The sequence below is a fragment of the Varibaculum cambriense genome, assembly GCF_022133705.1.
In the GTDB taxonomy this organism is placed as follows: Bacteria; Actinomycetota; Actinomycetes; order Actinomycetales; family Actinomycetaceae; genus Varibaculum; species Varibaculum cambriense_A.
Genome location: NZ_JAKNHJ010000018.1, coordinates 32,420 through 51,786, shown reverse-complemented (window position 1 = coordinate 51,786; position 19,367 = coordinate 32,420). Strand labels below are relative to the sequence as shown.

At 52.9% G+C, this 19,367-nt stretch carries 17 protein-coding genes; 7 read left to right on the top strand and 10 right to left on the bottom strand.

All coding sequences use genetic code 11. The features are described from left to right. Positions 1-225 precede the first annotated feature (225 nt). Positions 226-894, bottom strand: a complete 669-nt coding sequence (locus L0M99_RS08665; RefSeq protein ID WP_024059665.1) for a potassium channel family protein — start codon at positions 892-894, stop codon at positions 226-228. Positions 895-994: 100 nt separating this feature from the next. On the opposite strand from L0M99_RS08665, the gene radA reads away from it, so the two are divergent. Then, positions 995-2,395, top strand: coding sequence for a DNA repair protein RadA (gene radA, locus L0M99_RS08660; RefSeq protein ID WP_024059664.1), 1,401 nt, complete (start codon positions 995-997; stop codon positions 2,393-2,395). On the opposite strand, the gene L0M99_RS08655 is transcribed toward radA, so the two are convergent. The 9 genes from L0M99_RS08655 to dacB form a co-directional block, all read right to left on the bottom strand. After that, complete coding sequence (locus tag L0M99_RS08655; RefSeq protein ID WP_024059663.1) at positions 2,382-2,987, bottom strand: hypothetical protein; 606 nt, start codon at positions 2,985-2,987, stop codon at positions 2,382-2,384. The genes radA and L0M99_RS08655 overlap by 14 nt on opposite strands. A 22-nt stretch (positions 2,988-3,009) precedes the next feature. Beyond that, entirely contained in the window at positions 3,010-3,504 is a 495-nt protein-coding gene (locus L0M99_RS08650) for a DUF3180 family protein (RefSeq protein WP_024059662.1), read from the bottom strand. 4 nt (positions 3,505-3,508) lie between these two features. Further along, positions 3,509-5,545 (bottom strand): 2-amino-4-hydroxy-6-hydroxymethyldihydropteridine diphosphokinase, encoded by a 2,037-nt coding sequence (folK, locus tag L0M99_RS08645; RefSeq protein WP_238128377.1) that lies wholly within the window; start codon positions 5,543-5,545, stop codon positions 3,509-3,511. Next, a complete protein-coding gene (gene folP / locus L0M99_RS08640) occupies positions 5,536-6,420 on the bottom strand; it encodes a dihydropteroate synthase (RefSeq protein WP_024059660.1) in 885 nt (294 codons plus the stop codon). Before folP ends, folK begins: the two co-directional genes overlap by 10 nt. Before the next feature lie 96 nt (positions 6,421-6,516). Beyond that, entirely contained in the window at positions 6,517-7,083 is a 567-nt protein-coding gene (gene folE, locus L0M99_RS08635) for a GTP cyclohydrolase I FolE (protein ID WP_024059659.1), read from the bottom strand. 3 nt (positions 7,084-7,086) lie between these two features. Continuing rightward, complete coding sequence (gene ftsH, locus L0M99_RS08630) at positions 7,087-9,084, bottom strand: ATP-dependent zinc metalloprotease FtsH (protein WP_024059658.1); 1,998 nt, start codon at positions 9,082-9,084, stop codon at positions 7,087-7,089. 170 nt (positions 9,085-9,254) lie between these two features. Next, positions 9,255-9,806, bottom strand: a complete 552-nt coding sequence (gene hpt, locus L0M99_RS08625) for a hypoxanthine phosphoribosyltransferase (RefSeq protein ID WP_024059657.1) — start codon at positions 9,804-9,806, stop codon at positions 9,255-9,257. A gap of 9 nt (positions 9,807-9,815) precedes the next feature. Further along, complete coding sequence (gene tilS, locus L0M99_RS08620) at positions 9,816-10,901, bottom strand: tRNA lysidine(34) synthetase TilS (protein WP_024059656.1); 1,086 nt, start codon at positions 10,899-10,901, stop codon at positions 9,816-9,818. Next, the gene (gene dacB, locus L0M99_RS08615; RefSeq protein WP_024059655.1) at positions 10,898-12,340 is read right to left on the bottom strand and encodes a D-alanyl-D-alanine carboxypeptidase/D-alanyl-D-alanine endopeptidase; all 1,443 of its coding nucleotides are present in this window, start codon (positions 12,338-12,340) and stop codon (positions 10,898-10,900) included. Before dacB ends, tilS begins: the two co-directional genes overlap by 4 nt. 126 nt (positions 12,341-12,466) lie before the next feature. Between dacB and L0M99_RS08610 the strand changes: the two genes are divergently transcribed. The 6 genes from L0M99_RS08610 (at position 12,467) to L0M99_RS08585 (ending at position 19,334) form a co-directional block, all read left to right on the top strand. Continuing rightward, on the top strand, positions 12,467-13,015 hold the full coding sequence (locus L0M99_RS08610; protein WP_238128376.1) for an inorganic diphosphatase: 549 nt from the start codon (positions 12,467-12,469) through the stop codon (positions 13,013-13,015). Positions 13,016-13,274: 259 nt separating this feature from the next. Beyond that, positions 13,275-14,621: an NlpC/P60 family protein gene (locus L0M99_RS08605; protein WP_024060093.1), complete on the top strand. Its 1,347-nt coding sequence runs from the start codon at positions 13,275-13,277 to the stop codon at positions 14,619-14,621. Positions 14,622-14,878: 257 nt separating this feature from the next. Then, a complete protein-coding gene (locus tag L0M99_RS08600; protein WP_024060092.1) occupies positions 14,879-16,207 on the top strand; it encodes an ABC transporter substrate-binding protein in 1,329 nt (442 codons plus the stop codon). Between the two features lie 216 nt (positions 16,208-16,423). Continuing rightward, positions 16,424-17,269, top strand: a complete 846-nt coding sequence (locus L0M99_RS08595; protein WP_024060091.1) for a carbohydrate ABC transporter permease — start codon at positions 16,424-16,426, stop codon at positions 17,267-17,269. After that, on the top strand, positions 17,266-18,177 hold the full coding sequence (locus tag L0M99_RS08590; protein ID WP_024060090.1) for a carbohydrate ABC transporter permease: 912 nt from the start codon (positions 17,266-17,268) through the stop codon (positions 18,175-18,177). Before L0M99_RS08595 ends, L0M99_RS08590 begins: the two co-directional genes overlap by 4 nt. 107 nt (positions 18,178-18,284) lie before the next feature. After that, positions 18,285-19,334, top strand: coding sequence for a LacI family DNA-binding transcriptional regulator (locus L0M99_RS08585; RefSeq protein WP_024060089.1), 1,050 nt, complete (start codon positions 18,285-18,287; stop codon positions 19,332-19,334). Positions 19,335-19,367: the final 33 nt, after the last annotated feature.

The following is a 19,367-nucleotide window of genomic DNA, read 5'->3' as shown; positions in this document are numbered from 1 at the left end:
CCCCCCCCCCCCCCCCCCCCCCCCCCCCCCGCCGGGTAATCAGAATGCCCGAAGAACGCCCCATCATCGGATAGTTCTGGCGTCAGAACCTAACTACACCGATCGTAAGATTTACCTTCCTAATCCGGGTAGCAGAAACGCTAGAAACCCGCGCGGGATTAGCCGCCCCGCGCCCTCTGCAATCGTCTAAAGACCTCGAAACTCGATTTTGACCCCAAAAGCCGGTTAAGGCATTTGCGCAAACTGCTCCAAAAGTTCGGCGTCCCCAGAAACAATAATGATGTCGTTAGCATCTACCCGGGTTTGGGGAGAAGCATATTCAAAAGGCTCGCCCGGAGAGAGCACCCCAATCACCGTGACCCCATATTTGGAGCGAGTATCTAGTTCCGCCAAAGTAAAGCCGTGACAGGCCTTGGGCGGACGCATTTTCACTACCGAGAAGCCCTTACGATCCATCTCGATATAGTCCAGCATCTTGCCCCCTACCAGGTGCGCGGTGCGCACCCCGGCATCATATTCCGGGTAAACCACGTGGTGAGCACCGATTCGTTTTAGGATCGATCCATGTTCTAAGGAAGTGGCTTTAGCCCAGATCGACCCGATCCCCAGATCCACCAAGTTCGCGGTGATCAGTACCGATGCTTCTAGGGCAGTCCCAACTCCCACTACGGCGGCTTGAAAATCGGTGGCGCCCAGCTGCTCTAAGGCTTCAGCGCTGGTAGCATCGGCCTGCACCACCGGTAGGCGCGACTGCCATTGGGTAACGATCCGCGGAGACTTTTCTACCGCCAACACTTCACGCTCTAGGCTCTCTAATGAGGCGGCAACCGCCGAACCGAAACGCCCCAAACCGATAACTAGCACTCCAGATGCGCCAGTATCCCGTTTCGCCATCTGCGTCCTCCTTTTATCCCCAACTGTAGATAATCAAGCGTTCTGCTTCCAGCCTACCCCGCTCGAATACTTCCTAGGCTTGGCGCGCTAAAGTTAGGGCATGGCCAAGGTAAAGACAAGCTATCAATGTTCCGAATGCGGCTGGCAATCTAGCAAGTGGCTGGGGCAATGCCGTAACTGTAAAGCTTGGGGAACGCTAGAGGAAAGCGTCCCGGCTGAGGAATCCGCACCCTCTCGCAATAAGATCGCAGGCAAAACTCCTCGAAATAAGGCTCTGCCCATCAGTGAAGTCGATATTGCTGACGCTAGATTCATCCCCACGGGGATCGGGGAACTAGACCGGGTTCTCGGCGGCGGCCTAGTGGCAGGATCAGTGGTTTTATTGGCGGGCGAACCGGGAGTCGGCAAATCTACCCTCTTATTGGATGTTGCCGGAAAAGTGGCGTCCACCTGGTCAAACAAATCGGTACTGTATATAACCGGAGAGGAATCTGCCGCACAGGTGCGTCTGCGAGCAGAGCGGATCGGCGCCCTGACCGATAATCTCTTACTGGCTGCGGAAACCGAATTGGAAAGTGTCCTGGGGCACATCGATCAATGCTCCCCTTCACTGGTGATTGCAGATTCGGTACAAACTATTGCCTCCGGACAGGTCAGCGGGCAAGCCGGGAATGTCACCCAGGTACGCGCGGTCTGCTCGGCTTTAATCGAGGTTGCCAAAAGCCGCGGAATCCCGATTCTGCTAGTCGGGCACGTAACCAAATCGGGCGGGATTGCCGGCCCGCGCGTCCTGGAACACCTAGTTGACGTAGTTACCCAATTCGAGGGGGATCGTCATACCCGCTTGCGGCTGCTGCGGGCAGTCAAGAACCGTTATGGCGCCACCGATGAAGTTGGTTGTTTTGAACTGGTAGAGAAAGGAATTATCGGGTTAGCAGACCCTTCGGGACTATTCCTGTCACAGACTTCCTCGCGGGTACCCGGGACTTGCGTAACCGTAACCCTCGAGGGACGACGCCCGATGCCTACCGAAATCCAGGCTTTAGTGTCTCCACTGGTGTCTGGGGGGTCAGCGCGGCGCACCACCTCGGGACTGGATTATTCGCGGGTGGCAATGACCCTAGCGGTATTGCAAGCCCGCCTGCGCCTCGCCCTTTCCCAATGTGACGTTTATGTTTCCACCGTGGGAGGCGCCAAAACCAGCGAACCGGCAGTAGATCTGGCGGTGGCGTTAGCCATTACCAGCGCTACCCAGTCACGTCCTCCCCTAGAAAAAATGGTGGCTATCGGGGAGGTATCCTTAACCGGCGAAATCCGCGCTACCGTGGGCGTGGGGCAGCGCCTATCCGAGGCCGCGCGGCTAGGTTTTCGTCACGCTCTGATACCTCGCTTGGGAGCCGATGAAGTTACTGCCCCCAAAGGGATGAAACTACATCCGGTAACTAACCTGGCAGAAGCAGTAATGATCGCCCTGCCCGAGGGGGAGGCTACTTCAAAGTAAAGACGGCTTTCGCGTCGGTGATTTCTTTCCCATAGAGAACAGGAATAGCCCGGTAAGTGCCGGCCTGCGCCATATCGCCCTTCTCGCAACCGTTTGAAGTTTTCCCATCCCACTTGAGGGTGGTGTCATATTCCATGCCGGTTCCCAGCAGCAGTGGCTGTTCTTGAACCTTCCCCTGACATTTCCAAGATTCCCACACCGTGTCTTCACCGGTAATAACTTTTACGCCCACCTTGTCTATAGCCCCATTCATAGTGCAAGGCTGATTACCTTTGGTGTTATGTAAAACTATTTTGAAGTTAACGCCCGCTCCCACCTGGTTTTCAGTCTTTTCCGGCTCCAATTTGTAGCTAATATTTGCCAGCTTACAGGTAGTGGGTTGCGTTACGACCTCTTTTTTGGCTTGTTCGGCTTGCGCACGCTGCTTGCTATCATCGGCAGCCTGCATCCACGACCAGGCGAAACGAACAATTAATGCCACTAGAGCAATCAACACCGCCAAAATTAGCACTGCTACTAGCCGGCGTACCCAAAAAGTTGCTTGCGAAGGGCGTACCCGCTCGGGAGAGCGTCGGCGTTGGTCTGGACTCATGCCCTTAGGTTACCCCAAGCCGCTAGGGGGAAGCCGGATTAACGCCACCGGGAGCAACATTTGCCCCCGGTGAGCCGTCATCGCCGTCATCGATAATGCACCAGGATTCAACTAGCAGCGCGACCACTAGTAGCGCCAGATTCACCAGCGCTAAAGCAATAGTGTTTCCCGCAAACGAACCCGCTATTTCCGCATGACGCAACTGGAACGCCAAGATCAACTGGGACAGTAAGTACCCCAAGAACAAAGCTGACCACACCGCGGAGGCTTGGGCTACCAGCGCTACAATCGGGGCTTTCGCTAGCTGCATCCAGGAGGGTTTCCCGTCACGCAAACGCTTGACGGCCTGCCCAAAAATTGCGAGTACCACCGCCCCGCAAAAGATCAGCACCGTGAGAATGGGGCTGAATTGCAAAGGCGTGCCCCCCATTTTCACTGCCAAATCACTGAGGAAGAATCCCGCCAATAACGCCGTTGCCCCCAGGGCTAACAGGCTAACTTTTCGCAGTGGCCGCATATTATTACTTGGAATCCGCTAGCGGATCGAAAACTGCAGTAGGTTGTGCAGTTCGGTCTGTTTCCGGCTTAACCACCGGGATCGCTCCGGTAGTAGTCGGACGCAGAATCGATTTGCGTTCCACTCTAGATTCGTCTTCCCCGCGAGCATCGCTACTATCGTTAACTTTACCCGCCTCAATATCTAGCGGGAGCGGCTGCGGGGAGTCCTCCGGAGCTGGAATCGGACCGGTAACCAGCCTGCCGGCGTGACGGCCACTGCCCCGCTTCATGGTTTCAGTTGGCTGTTCGTTGCTCGCTCCCTCGGTTGCCTCCATAACTTGGGAGGCGTCACCAGCATCTTCTTGCTGACTGTCATTAGCTTCCCTAGTTTCGCTAGTAGTTCCCGCTTCTGGGACGGTATTCTGCGCTGCAGCCGGATTTTTTTCCTCGTCGGCGCCCGTCTTGGCGCTTTCAGTCTGCGTTGGCGAGGAGGGCGGAGCGGGTACGGGAGGATTAGGCAGCGCTTGCCAGGAATGCTCAGATCCGACTGCAATTTCCGTCAGGTGGTCGGCTTGCTCAAAGTCCGGCATAAATTGCTCGGGATCTGCTTTCTCCCCTACAAAGAAAGCTTTAATCCGCTGCCACCAGCTCTTTTTCTTAGGCTTTGGCGCTATCCTTTCTTGCTTCTCAAATACTTCTTCTGGTTCCTCATCTAAGATCACTGTTGCTTGGGGGCGATCATTACCCAGGTGCGGCAGGGGTAAAGAGGGGGCGGGAGGAGTGGGCTGCGCGGAGGAGGTAGGAGGAAGTGGAAGCGGGGGATCCTGCGCAGAAGGCGCCTCCTCGGCAGCTGCAGGAAGCGGCGAACTAAGCTTATCCACCTGCGATACTTCTCCAGTAGGATGCAACTCTCGAGCATCGTCTAATACTCGCGGCGGAACCGCAGGACGAGAAATTGCCGACCAACGCGGTAAGGGGATTGATCCCGTCCCCGCTTCGGTTAGCGGATGGTTATTGTCTATCCAATCGGGGTAGATCTCTTTTATTCCATCCCGATCCGGGGCATAGTCTGCCAAAACTACCACTTCGCCTACCCCGGTAAGTTCGGCTGCCGGGGCTACCAGCGACCAGGGTAAGAGCACAAAAGCGCGCTGACTAGCCCGCGGATGCGGCAGAATCAAACGCTCATCCTTGCTGGTAACGCCCTGATAATCAATGATGTCTAAATCCAGAGTGCGTGCCCCCCAGCGCTCGCTTCGCACCCGGCCGTGCTCGTCCTCAAGATTTTGCAATACCTGCAAAAGCGCTAAAGGAGAAAGCATAGTGGAGAGGATTACTACCGCATTTAAGTAATCTGGTTGCTCTTCCTGGTGTTCGCTAAGTACCGGAGCCGTCCTCACCAGAGGAGAAACTTCAACTACCCCGATCCCACTAGTTTGCGACAATTGCGCAACTACTTCTCGGAAGGTAGCAGAAACTTCCCCTAGGTTTCCTCCCATGGCCACAACCACTTGCCTAGGGGAGGTGGGAGCCTGTTCTAAAGGATTATCTGCTTCCTCGGGGGAAGTGTCTCCCGGTTCGGCGGCACCCTCCGCCGCGATCTCTGCCAGGGATAAGGGAGCGGTCTCTTCCAAAGGTTCTTCTTCCTCGGGAAGTAGATTCTCCAGACCCCGCCAAATGGTTACCTTTACGTCTTGTTTTTCTAGACCCAAAGGCGCCTCAGGTTTATGTAAACAGATCCGCACTGCCTGGACGTTTTCCAGTTCCAGAGTTTCTTCGGCAATCTGGGTAGCAACTTTTTCTAACAGGTCGCAGGGGGGGCCAGTAATAATCCGGCTAATCAGCGCCGATATCTGCGAATAGTCGACGGTATCTTCGATCCGGTCGCTAGCCCCGGCACCCTGCAGATCTAAGTAAATATCGGCGTCAACTAGAAATAGTTGACCGTCTTGGCGTTCATGATCGAGCATCCCATGCCGTCCGCGTTCCTCAATCCCCACCAGACTAATGTGGTCGAGGTATTGCAAACGTTCACTGATTTCTTCTTGAGTTAGCGACATGCTGCTTCCCTCCACAGTTGCCCCACTGCGACCGCACTAGCTGAAGCCGCAACATTGTGTACCCGAACTGCCCAAACTCCACTCTCGGCGCAAAGCGCACTCACCGCGGTGGTAGCGTCCTCCCGCCGTCTGGCTCCCGCCTTAATCCCCGCGGGCAAAGCATTGTCCCAGCCGGTGGGAACTGCCATTTCTAAGAACCGTTTTCTGGAAGCCCCAATGAGCAAGGGATATCCCAGCTTTGCCAGTTGCTCTAGGTTACCCAACAGCTCCCAAGACTGCTCAGCGCTTTTTGCGAACCCTAAACCAGGATCTAAAATCAGACGCGTCAGATTAACTCCGGCACTTTCGCAGGCCTCAATGCGTTCTTTCAGCCCTTGACAAACCCCGCCGGTCACGTCCCCGCCATAGTCACACAGGCTATCCATAGTTTTGGGGTTACCGCGCATATGTTGGCAAATATAGTAGGCATCGGTTTCGGCTACCACCTTAAGCATCCCCGGATCTAGGGTTCCCCCAGAAATATCATTAATGACCTGTACTCCGGCAGCTATGCCAGCGGCAGCGGTTTCCGCATTGACAGTATCTAAAGAAATTGGCAGCGGGTTGCGAGATGCTTTTAAGTAACCGGCAATCACCGGCAGCACTCGACGTTGTTCTTGCGCGGGACTTAAAGACTCGGCTCCCGGCCGGGTGGATTCGCCCCCAATATCGAGGATATCGGCACCCGCGGCTTCCAACTCGAGGGCGTGGGCAATCGCTTTTTCAGGATTGAACCAATCGCCACCGTCAGAAAAAGAATCTGGAGTGACGTTAATGATCCCCATAACTCTGGTGCGTCCGGGCGTTAAAAAGTCAGGAATCTGGCGGATTGTCATGATTCTAGCCTACCTGGCATTAAACGTGCTTTTGGTCTGGAGGCGGGCAAAAGTAGCATTTCTCCATTCTTCAACCCGATAAAACGCCTAGACTAACTAGTTTGAGCGTATTAGGGAAAGCACTTCCGCCCGCGAGCGCGGGTCAGAACGCATGACCCCGCGCAGCGCTGAGGTGGTGGTACGCGCCCCCGGCTTCTTGATTCCGCGCATGGACATGCAAAGATGCTCTCCCTCGATAACTACCGCGGCGCCCCGCGGATCCAGTTTCTCCATTAAAGCATCGGCGACCTGTGCTGTGAGTCTTTCTTGTACCTGCAGACGATGAGAGAATCCCTCTACTACTCGCGCTAGTTTCGATAGTCCCGTAATCCGGCCTTCACGGGGAATATAGGCCACGTGCGCTACCCCGAAGAAGGGCAACAGATGATGTTCACACAGGGAGTAGAAAGGGATCCCCCGCACCATCACCATTTCCTCATCGTCCACGTGAAACTGTTTTTCGAGGGGCGCTGCCGGATCTGAGTGCATCCCAGAAATTACTTCTTTCCAGGCTCTACCCATCCGTGCCGGGGTTTCCTGCAGTCCCTCCCGATCGGGGTTCTCACCGATCGCGATCAGCAAATCGCGAATCGCCTTTTCTACTCCATCCTGGTTGTAACCCACGAGTTACTCGCCCTCTACCGCTAGATTTTCCGGAATCGGAGCCGTAGCCGGAGTTTGGGAACCAGCAATCGGTTTACCAAAAACCGCTCCGGGGACTGCCCCTTCTTGACCATAGGACCAAACGGTGCGTTCTGCCTGTTTTTGAACCGGAGAGAAGATCTCTTCTAGTTCTTCTTCTAGCAGGGTTTCCTTGTCAATTAGTCGGGCAGCTAAATCATCGAGAATCCCGCGATTGCGAGTAAGGATCTCCCAGGCTTCACGATTGGCAGTATCTAGGAAGCTGCGTACTTCTTCATCGATAGTGCTGGCCACTGCCTCGGAATAGTTTCTACTGGAGATACCATCGCGTCCCAAGAAAGGTTCGCTATCATCTTTACCGAGCTTCACCGGCCCTACCTTGTCGGACATACCGAAATCGGTTACGAGGCGGCGAGCAGTAGCGGTGGCCTTTTCAATATCGTTAGAGGCACCGGTGGAAGGATCCAGGAATACTAGCTCTTCAGCTACTCGCCCTCCCATGGCGTAAACCAGTTCATCTAACAGCTGGTTACGGGTGCGCGAATAGCGATCCTCAACCGGCATCACCATGGTGTACCCCAGGGCGCGCCCACGCGGCAGAATCGTAACCTTGGTAACCGGATCGGTATATCGCAAGGCAGCCGCACAAAGCGCATGTCCGCCCTCATGATAGGCGGTAACCAATTTGTCGTGGTCATTCATAACCCGAGTGCGTCTTTGTGGCCCGGCAATTACCCGGTCGATAGCCTCATCAACTGCCCGCATATCGATCAGATCCGCATTAGAACGAGCGGTTAGCAAAGCAGCTTCGTTAAGCACATTTTCCAGGTCAGCACCGGTAAAGCCGGGAGTACGTTTCGCGATCTGTTCTAGATCCACATCGGTAGTCATCGGCTTGCCTTTGGCGTGTACCTGCAGAATTGCTTTCCGCCCCTTGATATCGGGGGCATCTACGTTTATCTGCCGGTCAAAACGTCCCGGTCGCAGCAACGCCGGATCGAGTACATCGGGACGGTTGGTGGCGGCGATCAAAATGACGTTGGTGTTTTCGTCAAACCCGTCCATCTCTACCAGCAACTGGTTTAGGGTTTGTTCGCGTTCATCATTGCCACCGCCCATACCGGTGCCGCGGTGACGCCCCACCGCATCGATTTCGTCAACGAACACGATCGCCGGGGCGGACTCTTTAGCCTGGCTAAATAGGTCGCGCACCCGCGAGGCGCCCACGCCCACGAACATTTCTACGAATTCCGAGCCGGAGAGGGTGAAGAAGGGAACTTTCGCTTCCCCGGCTACCGCCTTGGCCAGCAAAGTTTTACCGGTTCCGGGCGGACCACACAGCAATACGCCTTTAGGGATCCGCGCCCCCAGGTTATGGAACTTCGCGGGATTGGCCAGGAACTCTTGAATTTCGCGGAGCTCCTCTACCGCTTCATCGGCTCCCGCTACATCGGCGAAAGTAATCTTGGGAGCGGAGGCGTCAAACTTTTTGAATTTGGATTTCCCAAATCCCATCATGCCGCCGCCCTGCATTCGGGACATCGCCCACCAGATCAGGGCAAAGAACAGTAGCAGCGGAATCATCATCTGTAAAAGCGCTGACCACCAAGAACCGGTCGGGAAAATCGAGTTATATCCCTTCTTCAGGTTCCCGTCCTGGATTAGTTCATTTACCTGTTCCGCCTGGGATTGCACAAAGGTAAAAGTGACCTCTTTCGTGGCGCCTTGCGGAATCATCTGGGCATCTTTCCCCAAGTTTTTGGGGGTGTACTTCTTCGATAATTCTAGCTTTACCTGCTGAGTGCCGTCATTGACTATCGCCCGCTCAACGGTTTTGCCTTTTAGTAGCGCTATCCCCTCGGAGGTGTCAATAACGGTAGGCGCCATTACCAGGGAGATCACCCAAAATACAGCGATTATTACTATCGCCGGGATCCCCCATTTCAGCCAAAATTTCTTATTTTCTTTTTTCTTCTTCGCCATTTATCGGTTTCATACCCTATTATCCGGTGCCGCCAGGCGGCGTTATTTCATAGAGACAAGCCTAAACGCTTTGGGCTCCAATTGCTTATTTTGGTCACCCTCAGCCGAATTTTACCCTCGCGAGGTACCGTTTCTTCCCAGTGCGCGGTTCAGTGAACCTGCTTGACCCACTATTGGTAAACATGCGGGGCGAGGGTTCCCACGAACGGGAGATTCCGGTACTTTTCCGCGTAATCCAGGCCGTACCCCACCACGAAATCATTGGGAATATCAAATCCCACGTATTTCACGTCAACTGCAACTTTCGCCGCCTCCGGTTTGCGCAGCAGGGCAGCAATTTCTACCGAGGCCGCGCCCCGCGAAGAAAGGTTGCGGGTGAGCCAATCCAAAGTTAAGCCGGAATCAATCACGTCCTCTACTATCAACACATCCCGTCCCCCCAGGTCGGAATCTAAGTCTTTGAGAATCCGCACCACTCCAGAGGATTTGGTAGAAGCCCCATAGGAGGAAACCGCCATCCAATCAATTTCTAGGGGGGTGTGAATGAGGCGAGCCAGATCCGCCATCACCATCGTGGCTCCTTTGAGCACCCCGACTAATAAGATTTCTCGGCCGCGATAGTCGCGATCGATTTGGGTGGCCATTTCTTGCAGTTTGTCCGCGATTTGCTGCTCGCTGATCAATATCCGCTCCAGCGCATCGCCCATATCATTTGCGTCCATTTTCCCAGTCTATCCTCTCGATTGCGCGTGAAAGTAAAGTTCGTAGGTTCCTGTCACTCGGGTGCAGGTCACTTTCCCAGGCAGTTGGATCGGGCCGGTACCTCGGCGGTGGGTAGCCATAAAATCCACGGCATCTAGTTGAACTTTCCGCAGGTCTGAGGCTCGCGCCCCGGCCTTTAGCGCCGCCAGGCGCCACACCCGCTTGCGGATCGCCGCTGGTTGCGCAAGTAGCCCCTTGGTTTCCAGCGTTACATTCTCTCCCTCACCCCGCTGAGTCTTGGCAAACCAATCGGCAGCTAGGCTGTCTAAGGCATCCAAGTCTGCTTGCAACAGGGCGGCAGTGCGGGCGAGGGCGGGGCGCGGATCTACCCCGAGGGCTTTTTCGAGGGCGGGTAAGGCGTGGTACCGCAGGGCTGACCGCCGCAGAGCCGTACCATCTGCAGCTCTAACTGGTCCTTCGGGATAGTTGGAAGGGTCGTCGATAAAAGACAGTCCCCCTTCGTGGCAAGCAGCTACGGTGTCGCGGCGGGGCAGCGCCAGGAGTGGTCGCAGATAGCCGGCGCGTCTAGCACTGTGTTCTCCGGCGCCCTCATCCCAGCTACGCATTCCCGCAATCGAGCGCGCGCCACTGCCACGTATCAGCCCCAAAAGCACAGTTTCTGCTTGATCGTCACGGGTATGCCCCAAAAGGATAAAAACATTTTCACCCAAAGAACCGTACCTGCTGGCGGCTTCTTCTAGAGCCTGGTAGCGCCTTTTGCGGGCATCACCTTCTTTGCCTTTACCGGCTATTTGCGCATCAGGAAGGGTGAGTAGCTCCACTTGTCTATACCCTAAGCCCGTCAGTATTTCTTGCACTTTTCGTGCTTGCGCACCCGATTCTGCGCGCCAACCATGATCAACGGTGACTGCTACTGGTTTAAATTCCCTCGAAGGTGCCAGACGAATAATAGCATCAGCGAGGGCGAGGGAATCGGCGCCGCCCGAACAAGCCACTACTAAGGTTGCCCGCGCATGGTGTTTTTCTAGATGTTTTAGCTGCGCGAGGACGGCTCTTTCTATCCGTCCTCGCGCGCCTTGCGGTTGCCGGGTCACAGACCTGCCAGTCCGTTTACGAAGTTATCGATGGCGCCGCGCGCGATTGTGCCGGTTCCCTCTTTGAAGGAATCAACAATCACACAGAAAGTGAGAGTTCTACCGGATTTAGTGGTCACGAGACCAGTGAGCGCCCGCGAGTTCTGCAAAGACCCGGTTTTTGCTCGTACATTACCGGCGCCGTTTGCTTGCAAATATCGATCGTGCAAGGTGCCATCTAGGGCTCCAACAGGAAGGGAGGCGACCAGCGGCCGCAGCTGGGGATCGTCGCCGCGAGCAGCTTGTTGCATTAGCGCGGCTAATAATTGCGGTTTGATCTGGTTTTCAGTGGATAGTCCCGAGCAATCATGATTGGCAAAAGCTGCACCCTCGAGTTTTAGATCATTTAAGACCTTTTGGGCAATTTTTATTTCCCCGGAAAAGTTCGTACCGGTTCCGGCTTTCGCTGCCGAAGCTCTGCACAGCACTTCTGCCAGCATATTGTTCGATTCTTTAAGGGTTTCATGCATAACTTCATGCAAGGGAGCGCTTTTTACTTCCCCAATTTTGCGGGCATCGTTGGGGGTAGCACCACGCTGGATCTGTCCCACCTTAATACCCTGGTCTTTTAGTCGTGCCGCGAACTGTTCCGCTGCCGAAAGTCCGGGGTCGGGCAAGTATCCGTATGACAGCTCGGGGTTAGCTAATCCGTTGTTGATCGCGATGGGGGTGGGCTTAGTTTCGTAATTGTCATTGCCTTGGGCTTGCCAGTTCGCAAGCGGATTTTGATCCCCGAAAGCACTCTCGTCCAAGAATAACTGCACCGTAGTAGTTTTCTTGTCTTTGAGTTTTTGCGTGGTTTGGGCCGCCAAGTCTGCTAGTCCGGCATGTCCGGCAGTGGCAGCGGGATTTCCAGAACCTGCCGATAATAGCTGATCCCCGTTTCCTCGTAAGAATAGTTTTTCGCCTGCCAAGTGCGTCGAAGTAGTGAAACGGTAATCGGGTCCGAGAGTTTTCAAGGCAGTTGCCGCTGCCACGATTTTACTGGAAGAGGCGGGGGTCATTAGCTGGTCGGCGTTTACTTGGCCAAGAGTTTTCCCGCTGGCGGTGTCTATTACTATCGCGCCGACTCTGCTTCCCGTCGCCACCGGCATATTGGCGGCCGGGTCGTTGCTATCAGGATTTGGGGGCAAACCGTTTTGCGCTTGGGCGACCAGCTGTTGCATTAGAGGCTGAACTTGCGCCGCGGTAATTTTCGCAGCGTGTTCATTTATTCCTATTACTTCCTTATTGCCGGCATCCGTAAGACTAATCTCCACGGTTTCGGGCATGTCTACCGATTCATTTTCTAAGGTTAGAATCCCTGGCACTAGGTTGTAGGCGTCCAAAACGCCATAACCGACGCCGCTTGCCACCATTGCTACCAGGAGAATTAGCGGTAAAAGTACAGATTTTCGCATTCTTCCCCTCGTTTATGAATTTTCCACGTATTCTTAAATATAAAGCAGATGCCACGACTTCGGCGGTAATACTTTTGCCCCGATTGTCGCACACTTAGCCTATTTGGGCGGGAAGGGGAAAGACACATGGAATTTGATGTGACCATTGAGATTCCGAAAGGAAACCGTAATAAATACGAGGTTGATCACGGTACAGGCCGCATCCGTCTGGATCGTATGCTTTTTACTTCCACTCGCTACCCCGATGACTATGGCTTTATTGATGGAACCTTGGGCGAGGACGGAGATCCTTTGGATGCCCTGGTGGTCTTAGAAGAATCCACTTTCCCCGGTTGCGTGATCCGTTGCCGGCCACTGGGGATGTTCCGGATGCGCGATGAGAACGGTGGTGACGATAAGGTTTTATGTGTTCCTGCTGCTGATCAGCGCGCCTCTTGGCGCACCGAGATTGAAGATATTTCTGAGTTTCACCGCCTAGAAATTCAGCACTTCTTTGAGGTTTATAAAGATTTGGAACCAGGTAAATCTGTTGAGGGCGCCCATTGGGTAGGACGTAAAGAAGCTGAGGAAGAAATCCGGCGTTCGCGTGAGCGAATGAAGCAGTGGGAAGCAGAAAATGGAAAGAAGTATTTTGGCCTAGTCGCTGATTTCTTCGACGGACAGATAACCGAGTAATTTCCTGCCTGCCAGACACGCGGAAAACGCCGATAACCTCAGATAGTGATATATTTCACTTTACGGCATTTTCCGCGTGTTTCTTTTTGTAAATTAACTATACCTCCTTGAAAAGTAGCACTTTTAATCTAAATCTCCTCCGATCTAGCCCTTGTTGCACCTGTTGTTAATGTGAATTTTGTTGTTAGAGGTACGAAAGCGCGGTATTGTGGCAGTTAGTCCGACTTATAACTCCCAAAGTCGCTCTAGGAGGAAAGCTATGAAGCCCCACAATTTTGCGGGACAAAAAGCTGGTAAAAGGGCATTGGTCATTGCGGCCAGTTTCGCTCTAACAGCTTCCGCTTCAATTTTTGCACCCGTAGCATTTGCTTCACCTGCAGATGACAAGGTGGAAGCAGCTAAGGCTGCAGAAACTGATGCCGCTAACTCGGTAGCCGCTATCGAGGCACAACTTGCTCAGGTCAGTGCCCAGACTCAGGACGCCCGCGATCTAGCCGAGGAAGCTGAAGCCGGCTACAACGATGCCATCTCTAACCTGGTAGTCGCCAAGCAGGCAGCAGATAAGACTGCCCAGGATTCTCAAGAGGCACAAGAAAAAGTGGAGCAAGCTCGCAAGGCTTTAGCCGGCCTAGCACGCACTGTTTACACCACGCAAGGATCACTTTCTTCGCTCACTCCCTACCTGAACGCTGATGGTCTGCAGACTGTGGAAATGAGGAAGGTCTCCGTCGAGCTCTTCGGCTCGAAGGCGGATTCCCAGATGCGGACTTTTGATTCGATTGCCAAAGTTGCCAGCGTCCTGCAAGAACGTGCCAGCCAGGCGAAACAGGATCGAGAGCAGGCGGCTAACGAACTTAAAACTCAAAAGGACGCAGCCGACCAACTTAAGGCTGCCTCTGAGAAACAGCTTGCCGATTTGGGTGCGCAGCGTGAGGAGCTAATTAAGCAGTTAGCGGCCGCGCGCGGAGTGACTGAGCAGGCTGAGAAAGAACGCCAAGCGCAGATCGAAGCGGAGCGGAAGGCGCGTGAAGAGGCTGCTGCCCAGGCTGCCCTGAAAGCTGCGGAAGAAAAAGCCCGTAAAGAGGCAGAGCAACAAAAAGCCCGGGAGGAAGCAGCTAAGAAGCAAGCCCAGGAGCAAAAGGAAACCAATAATAGTTCTCCGGCTCCGAAACAAACTTCTACTAGCAAACCCGCCAAAAAGAGCCAGTCGAAAGCTACCAACAAGCCTGCAAACAAGGCGACTAATCAGAAATCGACTTCGCGCGGTAGCGCCTCTCGCTCCGAAATTATTTCTTATGCGAAGAAGTTCATCGGGGTTCCCTACGTATGGGGCGGTTCCACCCCCAAAGGCTTTGATTGCTCGGGACTGACCTCCTACGTATATAAGAACGCTGCCGGGATCACGCTGCCGCGGCGGGCAAAACACCAACGTGGAGCCGGAAGATTTGTTTCTAAGTCGCAAGCCCTACCGGGCGATATGGTGAACTACTCCAGTCACGTTGGGATCTACCTAGGTAATGGCTATATGATCCACGCTCCTAAACCGGGAGATCGGGTCAAGATCGCCCGGGTTTATGGAAATCCCGTATACGTGCGAGTGCTCTAAATCGATACCTCGCGGTAATTAACTAAAAATTAAAATGCCAGGCGGCGGCGCGGAAGGATAATCCCCGCGCCGCCGCCGTTTATCAGCGGATCCAGATATTTCATCCTCAAAAGTTAACAAAAAGATAACAATTATTAATTTTGCTCTTCCTTTCTAAGGCACTAACTGGTACTGTAGAGATGTTCATCGGAAACGTTTCCGACGAAGGGCGGGGGCTACCCCGCACCTACTGATCGACGGTCCAAGGGGGGACGTTAATGTCAAGGAAAACTCGTATTTTGGCAACCTTTGTTGCCAGCGCTTTTGCGTTGACCGGCTTGGCAGCCTGCTCTTCAGGCTCTGATGCGGGCGACGGTAAAGGCAAAGTTTATATGTTGAACTGGAAACCGGAGCAGGAAAAAGCCTTTAAGAAAATTGCTGAGACCTACACCAAAGACAAGGGAGTAGAGGTCAAAGTCCAAACCGTAGGTTCCGGAAACTACGAACAGCAGCTAAAGTCTGAAATCGCTAAATCTGATGCTCCTACCCTGTTCAACGTGAACGGTCCGGTCGGCTTGAAGAGCTGGCAAAAATACACTGCGGATCTCACCGACACTAAGTTTGCCAAGGATCTCAATGATCCCAACTTGGCACTGAAGGGCGAGGACGGCAAGATTTACGGGGTGCCATTGGCAGTAGAAGGTTACGGCATTGTCTACAACCAAGAGATTCTGGACAAGTATTTCGCAATGCCGGGCGCCAAAGCCACTAAGGTAGATGAAATCAATAACTTCGCCAAACTGAAAGAAGTTGTTGAGGATATGCAAGCTCACAAAGCCGACCTCGGAATTGAGGGCGTGTTTGCCTCCACTTCGCTGGCTAAAGGTGAAGATTGGCGTTGGCAGACCCACCTATCGAATATCCCCATGTACTACGAGTATCAGGCGGATAAGGTTACCGATACCGACAAGGCGAAATTCAAGTTCAATAAAGAATTCAAGAATATTTTTGATCTCTACTTGGATAACTCGACTGTTGACCGCAAGCTAACTCCTAACAAGAACGTAGCCGACTCTATGGCTGAGTTTGCACAGGGTAAAGCAGCTATGGTGCAAAACGGCAACTGGGCTTGGAGCCAGGTCGCCGAAGAGAAAGGCAACGTAGTAAAGGAAGACAAGATTAAGATGCTGCCTATCTACACCGGTCACAAGGGTGAAGAAAAGCAGGGTCTGGCAGTAGGTACCGAAGCTTTCATGGCAGTTAATGCCAAGGCCTCGGAAGCGGATCAGAAGGCCACCATTGATTTCATCAACTGGCTCTTCTCCGATCCCCAGGGCAAGAAGGCTGTGGTGGAAGACCTTGGCTTTATTGCCCCGTTCAAGGCTTTCTCTGCTGACGAGATTCCTAATGACCCGTTGGCCAAGGAAGTTGCCGCTTCCCTTAGCAGCGACAAGCTGACTACGGTGCCGTGGATATTCACCACTTACCCGTCCCAAAAGTTTAAAGATGACTTTGGCCAGGATCTAGGACAGTACGCCATTGGCAACCTGGACTGGGACAAGGTAGTTAAGAATTTCCAAGACGGCTGGGCCGCCGAAAAGAGATAACTGAGATATAACCTCGGTTAGATAAAAGAGGGCGAATGCCCAAGCAGGGACAAGGTGGCAGATAGGAACCGCCCGGTTCTTATCTGCCACCTGACCTTAAGTAATACATTCCCCGTCTTCAAAGACATAAACCAACTAGGTTAAAGCTCGATTTAAAGCAGTAAACCCAGTTCTTGTTTGTTCTTTTATCCACCGGCCAAAGGAAATGGATAGACAATGAGGTCGAATTTAAAATATTATTTTCCACTTTTTGTGCTGCCCACTCTGGCAGCCTTTCTGATCGCTTTTCTGATACCGTTCATCGTTGGTTTTTTCCTGTCGTTTTGCGAATTCACCACTATCACCGATGCGACCTTCGTCGGAATTCAGAACTATATAGAAGTTTTTGATTCTCGAGATACTTTTACCTCTGCTTTCCTATTCACCATATTGGTGGTAGTAGTCTCGATAATTACCGTGAACCTGTTTGCTTTTGCGATCGCTTGGATATTAACTCGCAAACTACGTGGAACTAACTTCTTCCGAACCGTGTTCTTTATGCCTAACCTGATTGGCGGAATCGTCTTAGGTTATACCTGGCAGATTATTATCAACGCTTTTTTGCAGAACTACGGCGCGACCCTAGTTACAGACTGGAAATACGGCTATGCAGGACTAATTATTCTGATTAACTGGCAGTTAATCGGTTACATGATGATTATCTACATCGCCGGCCTGCAAAACGTTCCTCCAGAACTCACCGAAGCGGCAGAAATTGATGGAGCCGGTCGCTGGCAGGTTTTGCGCAACGTCACCATTCCCATGGTGATGCCCTCTATCACTATCTGCCTGTTCCTAACCTTGTCGAACACATTCAAAATGTTCGACCAGAACTTGGCGTTAACCGCCGGCGCCCCTTCGGGTAAAACTGAAATGGTCGCCCTCAATATCGTTAACTCGATGTTTAACCAGGTAGGCATGGAAGGCGTTGGACAAGCCAAAGCAGTGATCTTCGTAGTAGTCGTGGTGGCTATCGCCATGTTCCAGCTACGGGCAACTCGTTCAAGGGAGATTGAAGCATGAGCACCACTACCGTTACTGCCCCCGGGCAGCCTGTTGCCAAGCAAAAACCCGTTAAAGACACCGGCAAGTCCGGGATTAACCCGATTGGCAAAGTTATTATTTATATCGTCTTGATTGCTTTGACCTGTATATTCTTAGGGCCAATCCTGTTCGTTCTTATGAACTCGTTCAAGTCGAAGTTCGAGCTGTCAAACAATCCTTTCGCTCTTCCTATGGGAGATACCTTCGTTGGGCTTGAGAACTACGTAACCGGTCTGCAACTATCGAACTTCTTTAGTTCGATATTGTGGTCGTTCGTAATCACTATCGGATCGGTAGCAATTATCGTCATGCTATGTGCGATGACTGCTTACTACATAACTCGAGTAAAGCGTTGGTGGACCAGCGCCCTGTATTACATTTTTGTATTCTCGATGGTGATCCCCTTCCAGATGGTTATGTTCCCCACGGTGCAGGTATCCAGCATCCTGGGCCTAGATAATCCTGTGGGAATGATGGTTCTCTATCTGGGATTTGGTGCCGGCCTTAGCGTCTTCATGTTTGCCGGATTCGTTAAATCGATTCCGATTGATATTGAAGAGGCCGCCACTATTGACGGCTGCAACCCGGTACAAACTTACTTCCGGGTAGTACTGCCGATGCTAAAACCCACTGCGATTACCGTAGCCATCCTCAATACCATGTGGGTCTGGAATGACTTCCTACTCCCCAACCTGGTTTTGGGGCCAGGCAGCGAATATCGCACTATCCCGATCGTGGTTCAGTTCCTGCTGGGCTCTAACGGCAACCGGGATATGGGTGCCCTCATGGCAATGCTAGTGCTGGCGATCATCCCGATTGTTATCTTCTACATTTTCATGCAGAAGTACATTATCGAGGGTGTGGCCGCCGGCGCCGTTAAAGGCTAAGAACCTTAAATCAAGCAGGGATTGGGGCGGAAGGAAAAACACTTCCATCCCAATCCCTGTTATCTTTAACTACTGTCAAACACTTATAGAATCAAGGATTTATTCCCATGTCACAACCGCCACCCGCCGTGACTATCAGGGATGTCGCCGCTGCCGCACAGGTGGGGATTACTACGGTATCTCGCGCCCTCAACAATCAGAGTGGAATATCCCCGGCTACTCGTGCGCGAATCCTCCAAGTTACACAAGATCTTCATTACCAGCCCAATCGGCACGCACAGAACCTAAGATGCCAAAATATCAATAACATTGCAGTAGTAATGAAAGGACCATCCAATCCTTTCTTCCTTTCACTAATTGACCCCCTGGAAAAAGCAATCCGTGCCCACGGCTACCAAATGTCGCTATTACGAGTTCCCCACGAAGCGGATGAGGTAAACATTGGACGCGGTGCCTATCAAGATTCCGAGGCCGCCGGAGTGCTTTTCTTAGGAGGAGAAGCGCGCGAATCAACGGCGATTTTTAATAACTTTCCCCTCCCCTTCACCCTTTGCACTGTGCCACCGGCACCTGCCTGGGATAATTCCGTGGCTGCGGTTAGCGTTGACGAGGCACACGGAATCTCCCTGATCATCTCTCACCTCACTGGTCTCGGGCATCATCGGATTGCCTTTCTCGGCCCTGATCAAAGCGAACGCTCTGTGGGAGCAATCCGGGAAAAGGCTTTTGTTTCTGCATTAAACGCACAGGGAATCACGGCTGAGGAAAAGCTGATTGTAAGAGGGGGAGATGGCGATGATCCCTACTCCTTTAGTTACGGATACCAAATGGCTTCCCGTCTGCTTGCCCGTAAGATTCCTTTTACGGCAGTAGTGGCGATTAGTGACGTGATTGCTCTCGGTGCCCAAAAGGCTTTGATAGATGCAGGACTGAAAATACCGGAAGATGTTTCAATTACTGGTTTCGATGGAATCGAATTTTCCCGCTACACTAACCCCGCTCTAACCACCGTTGAGCAGCCCATTGAGCAACTGGCAGAAACTTCCTGTCGTCTACTATTTGCCCAGATAAATAAGGAACCACTAGAAAGCCCGCAAAGATTATTGCGAGGCAGTCTGTTGATAGGAGACTCTACCGGTCCGGCACCCACGGATTAGCTACCCCTATCTGCTGACGAAATAACTGAGGAA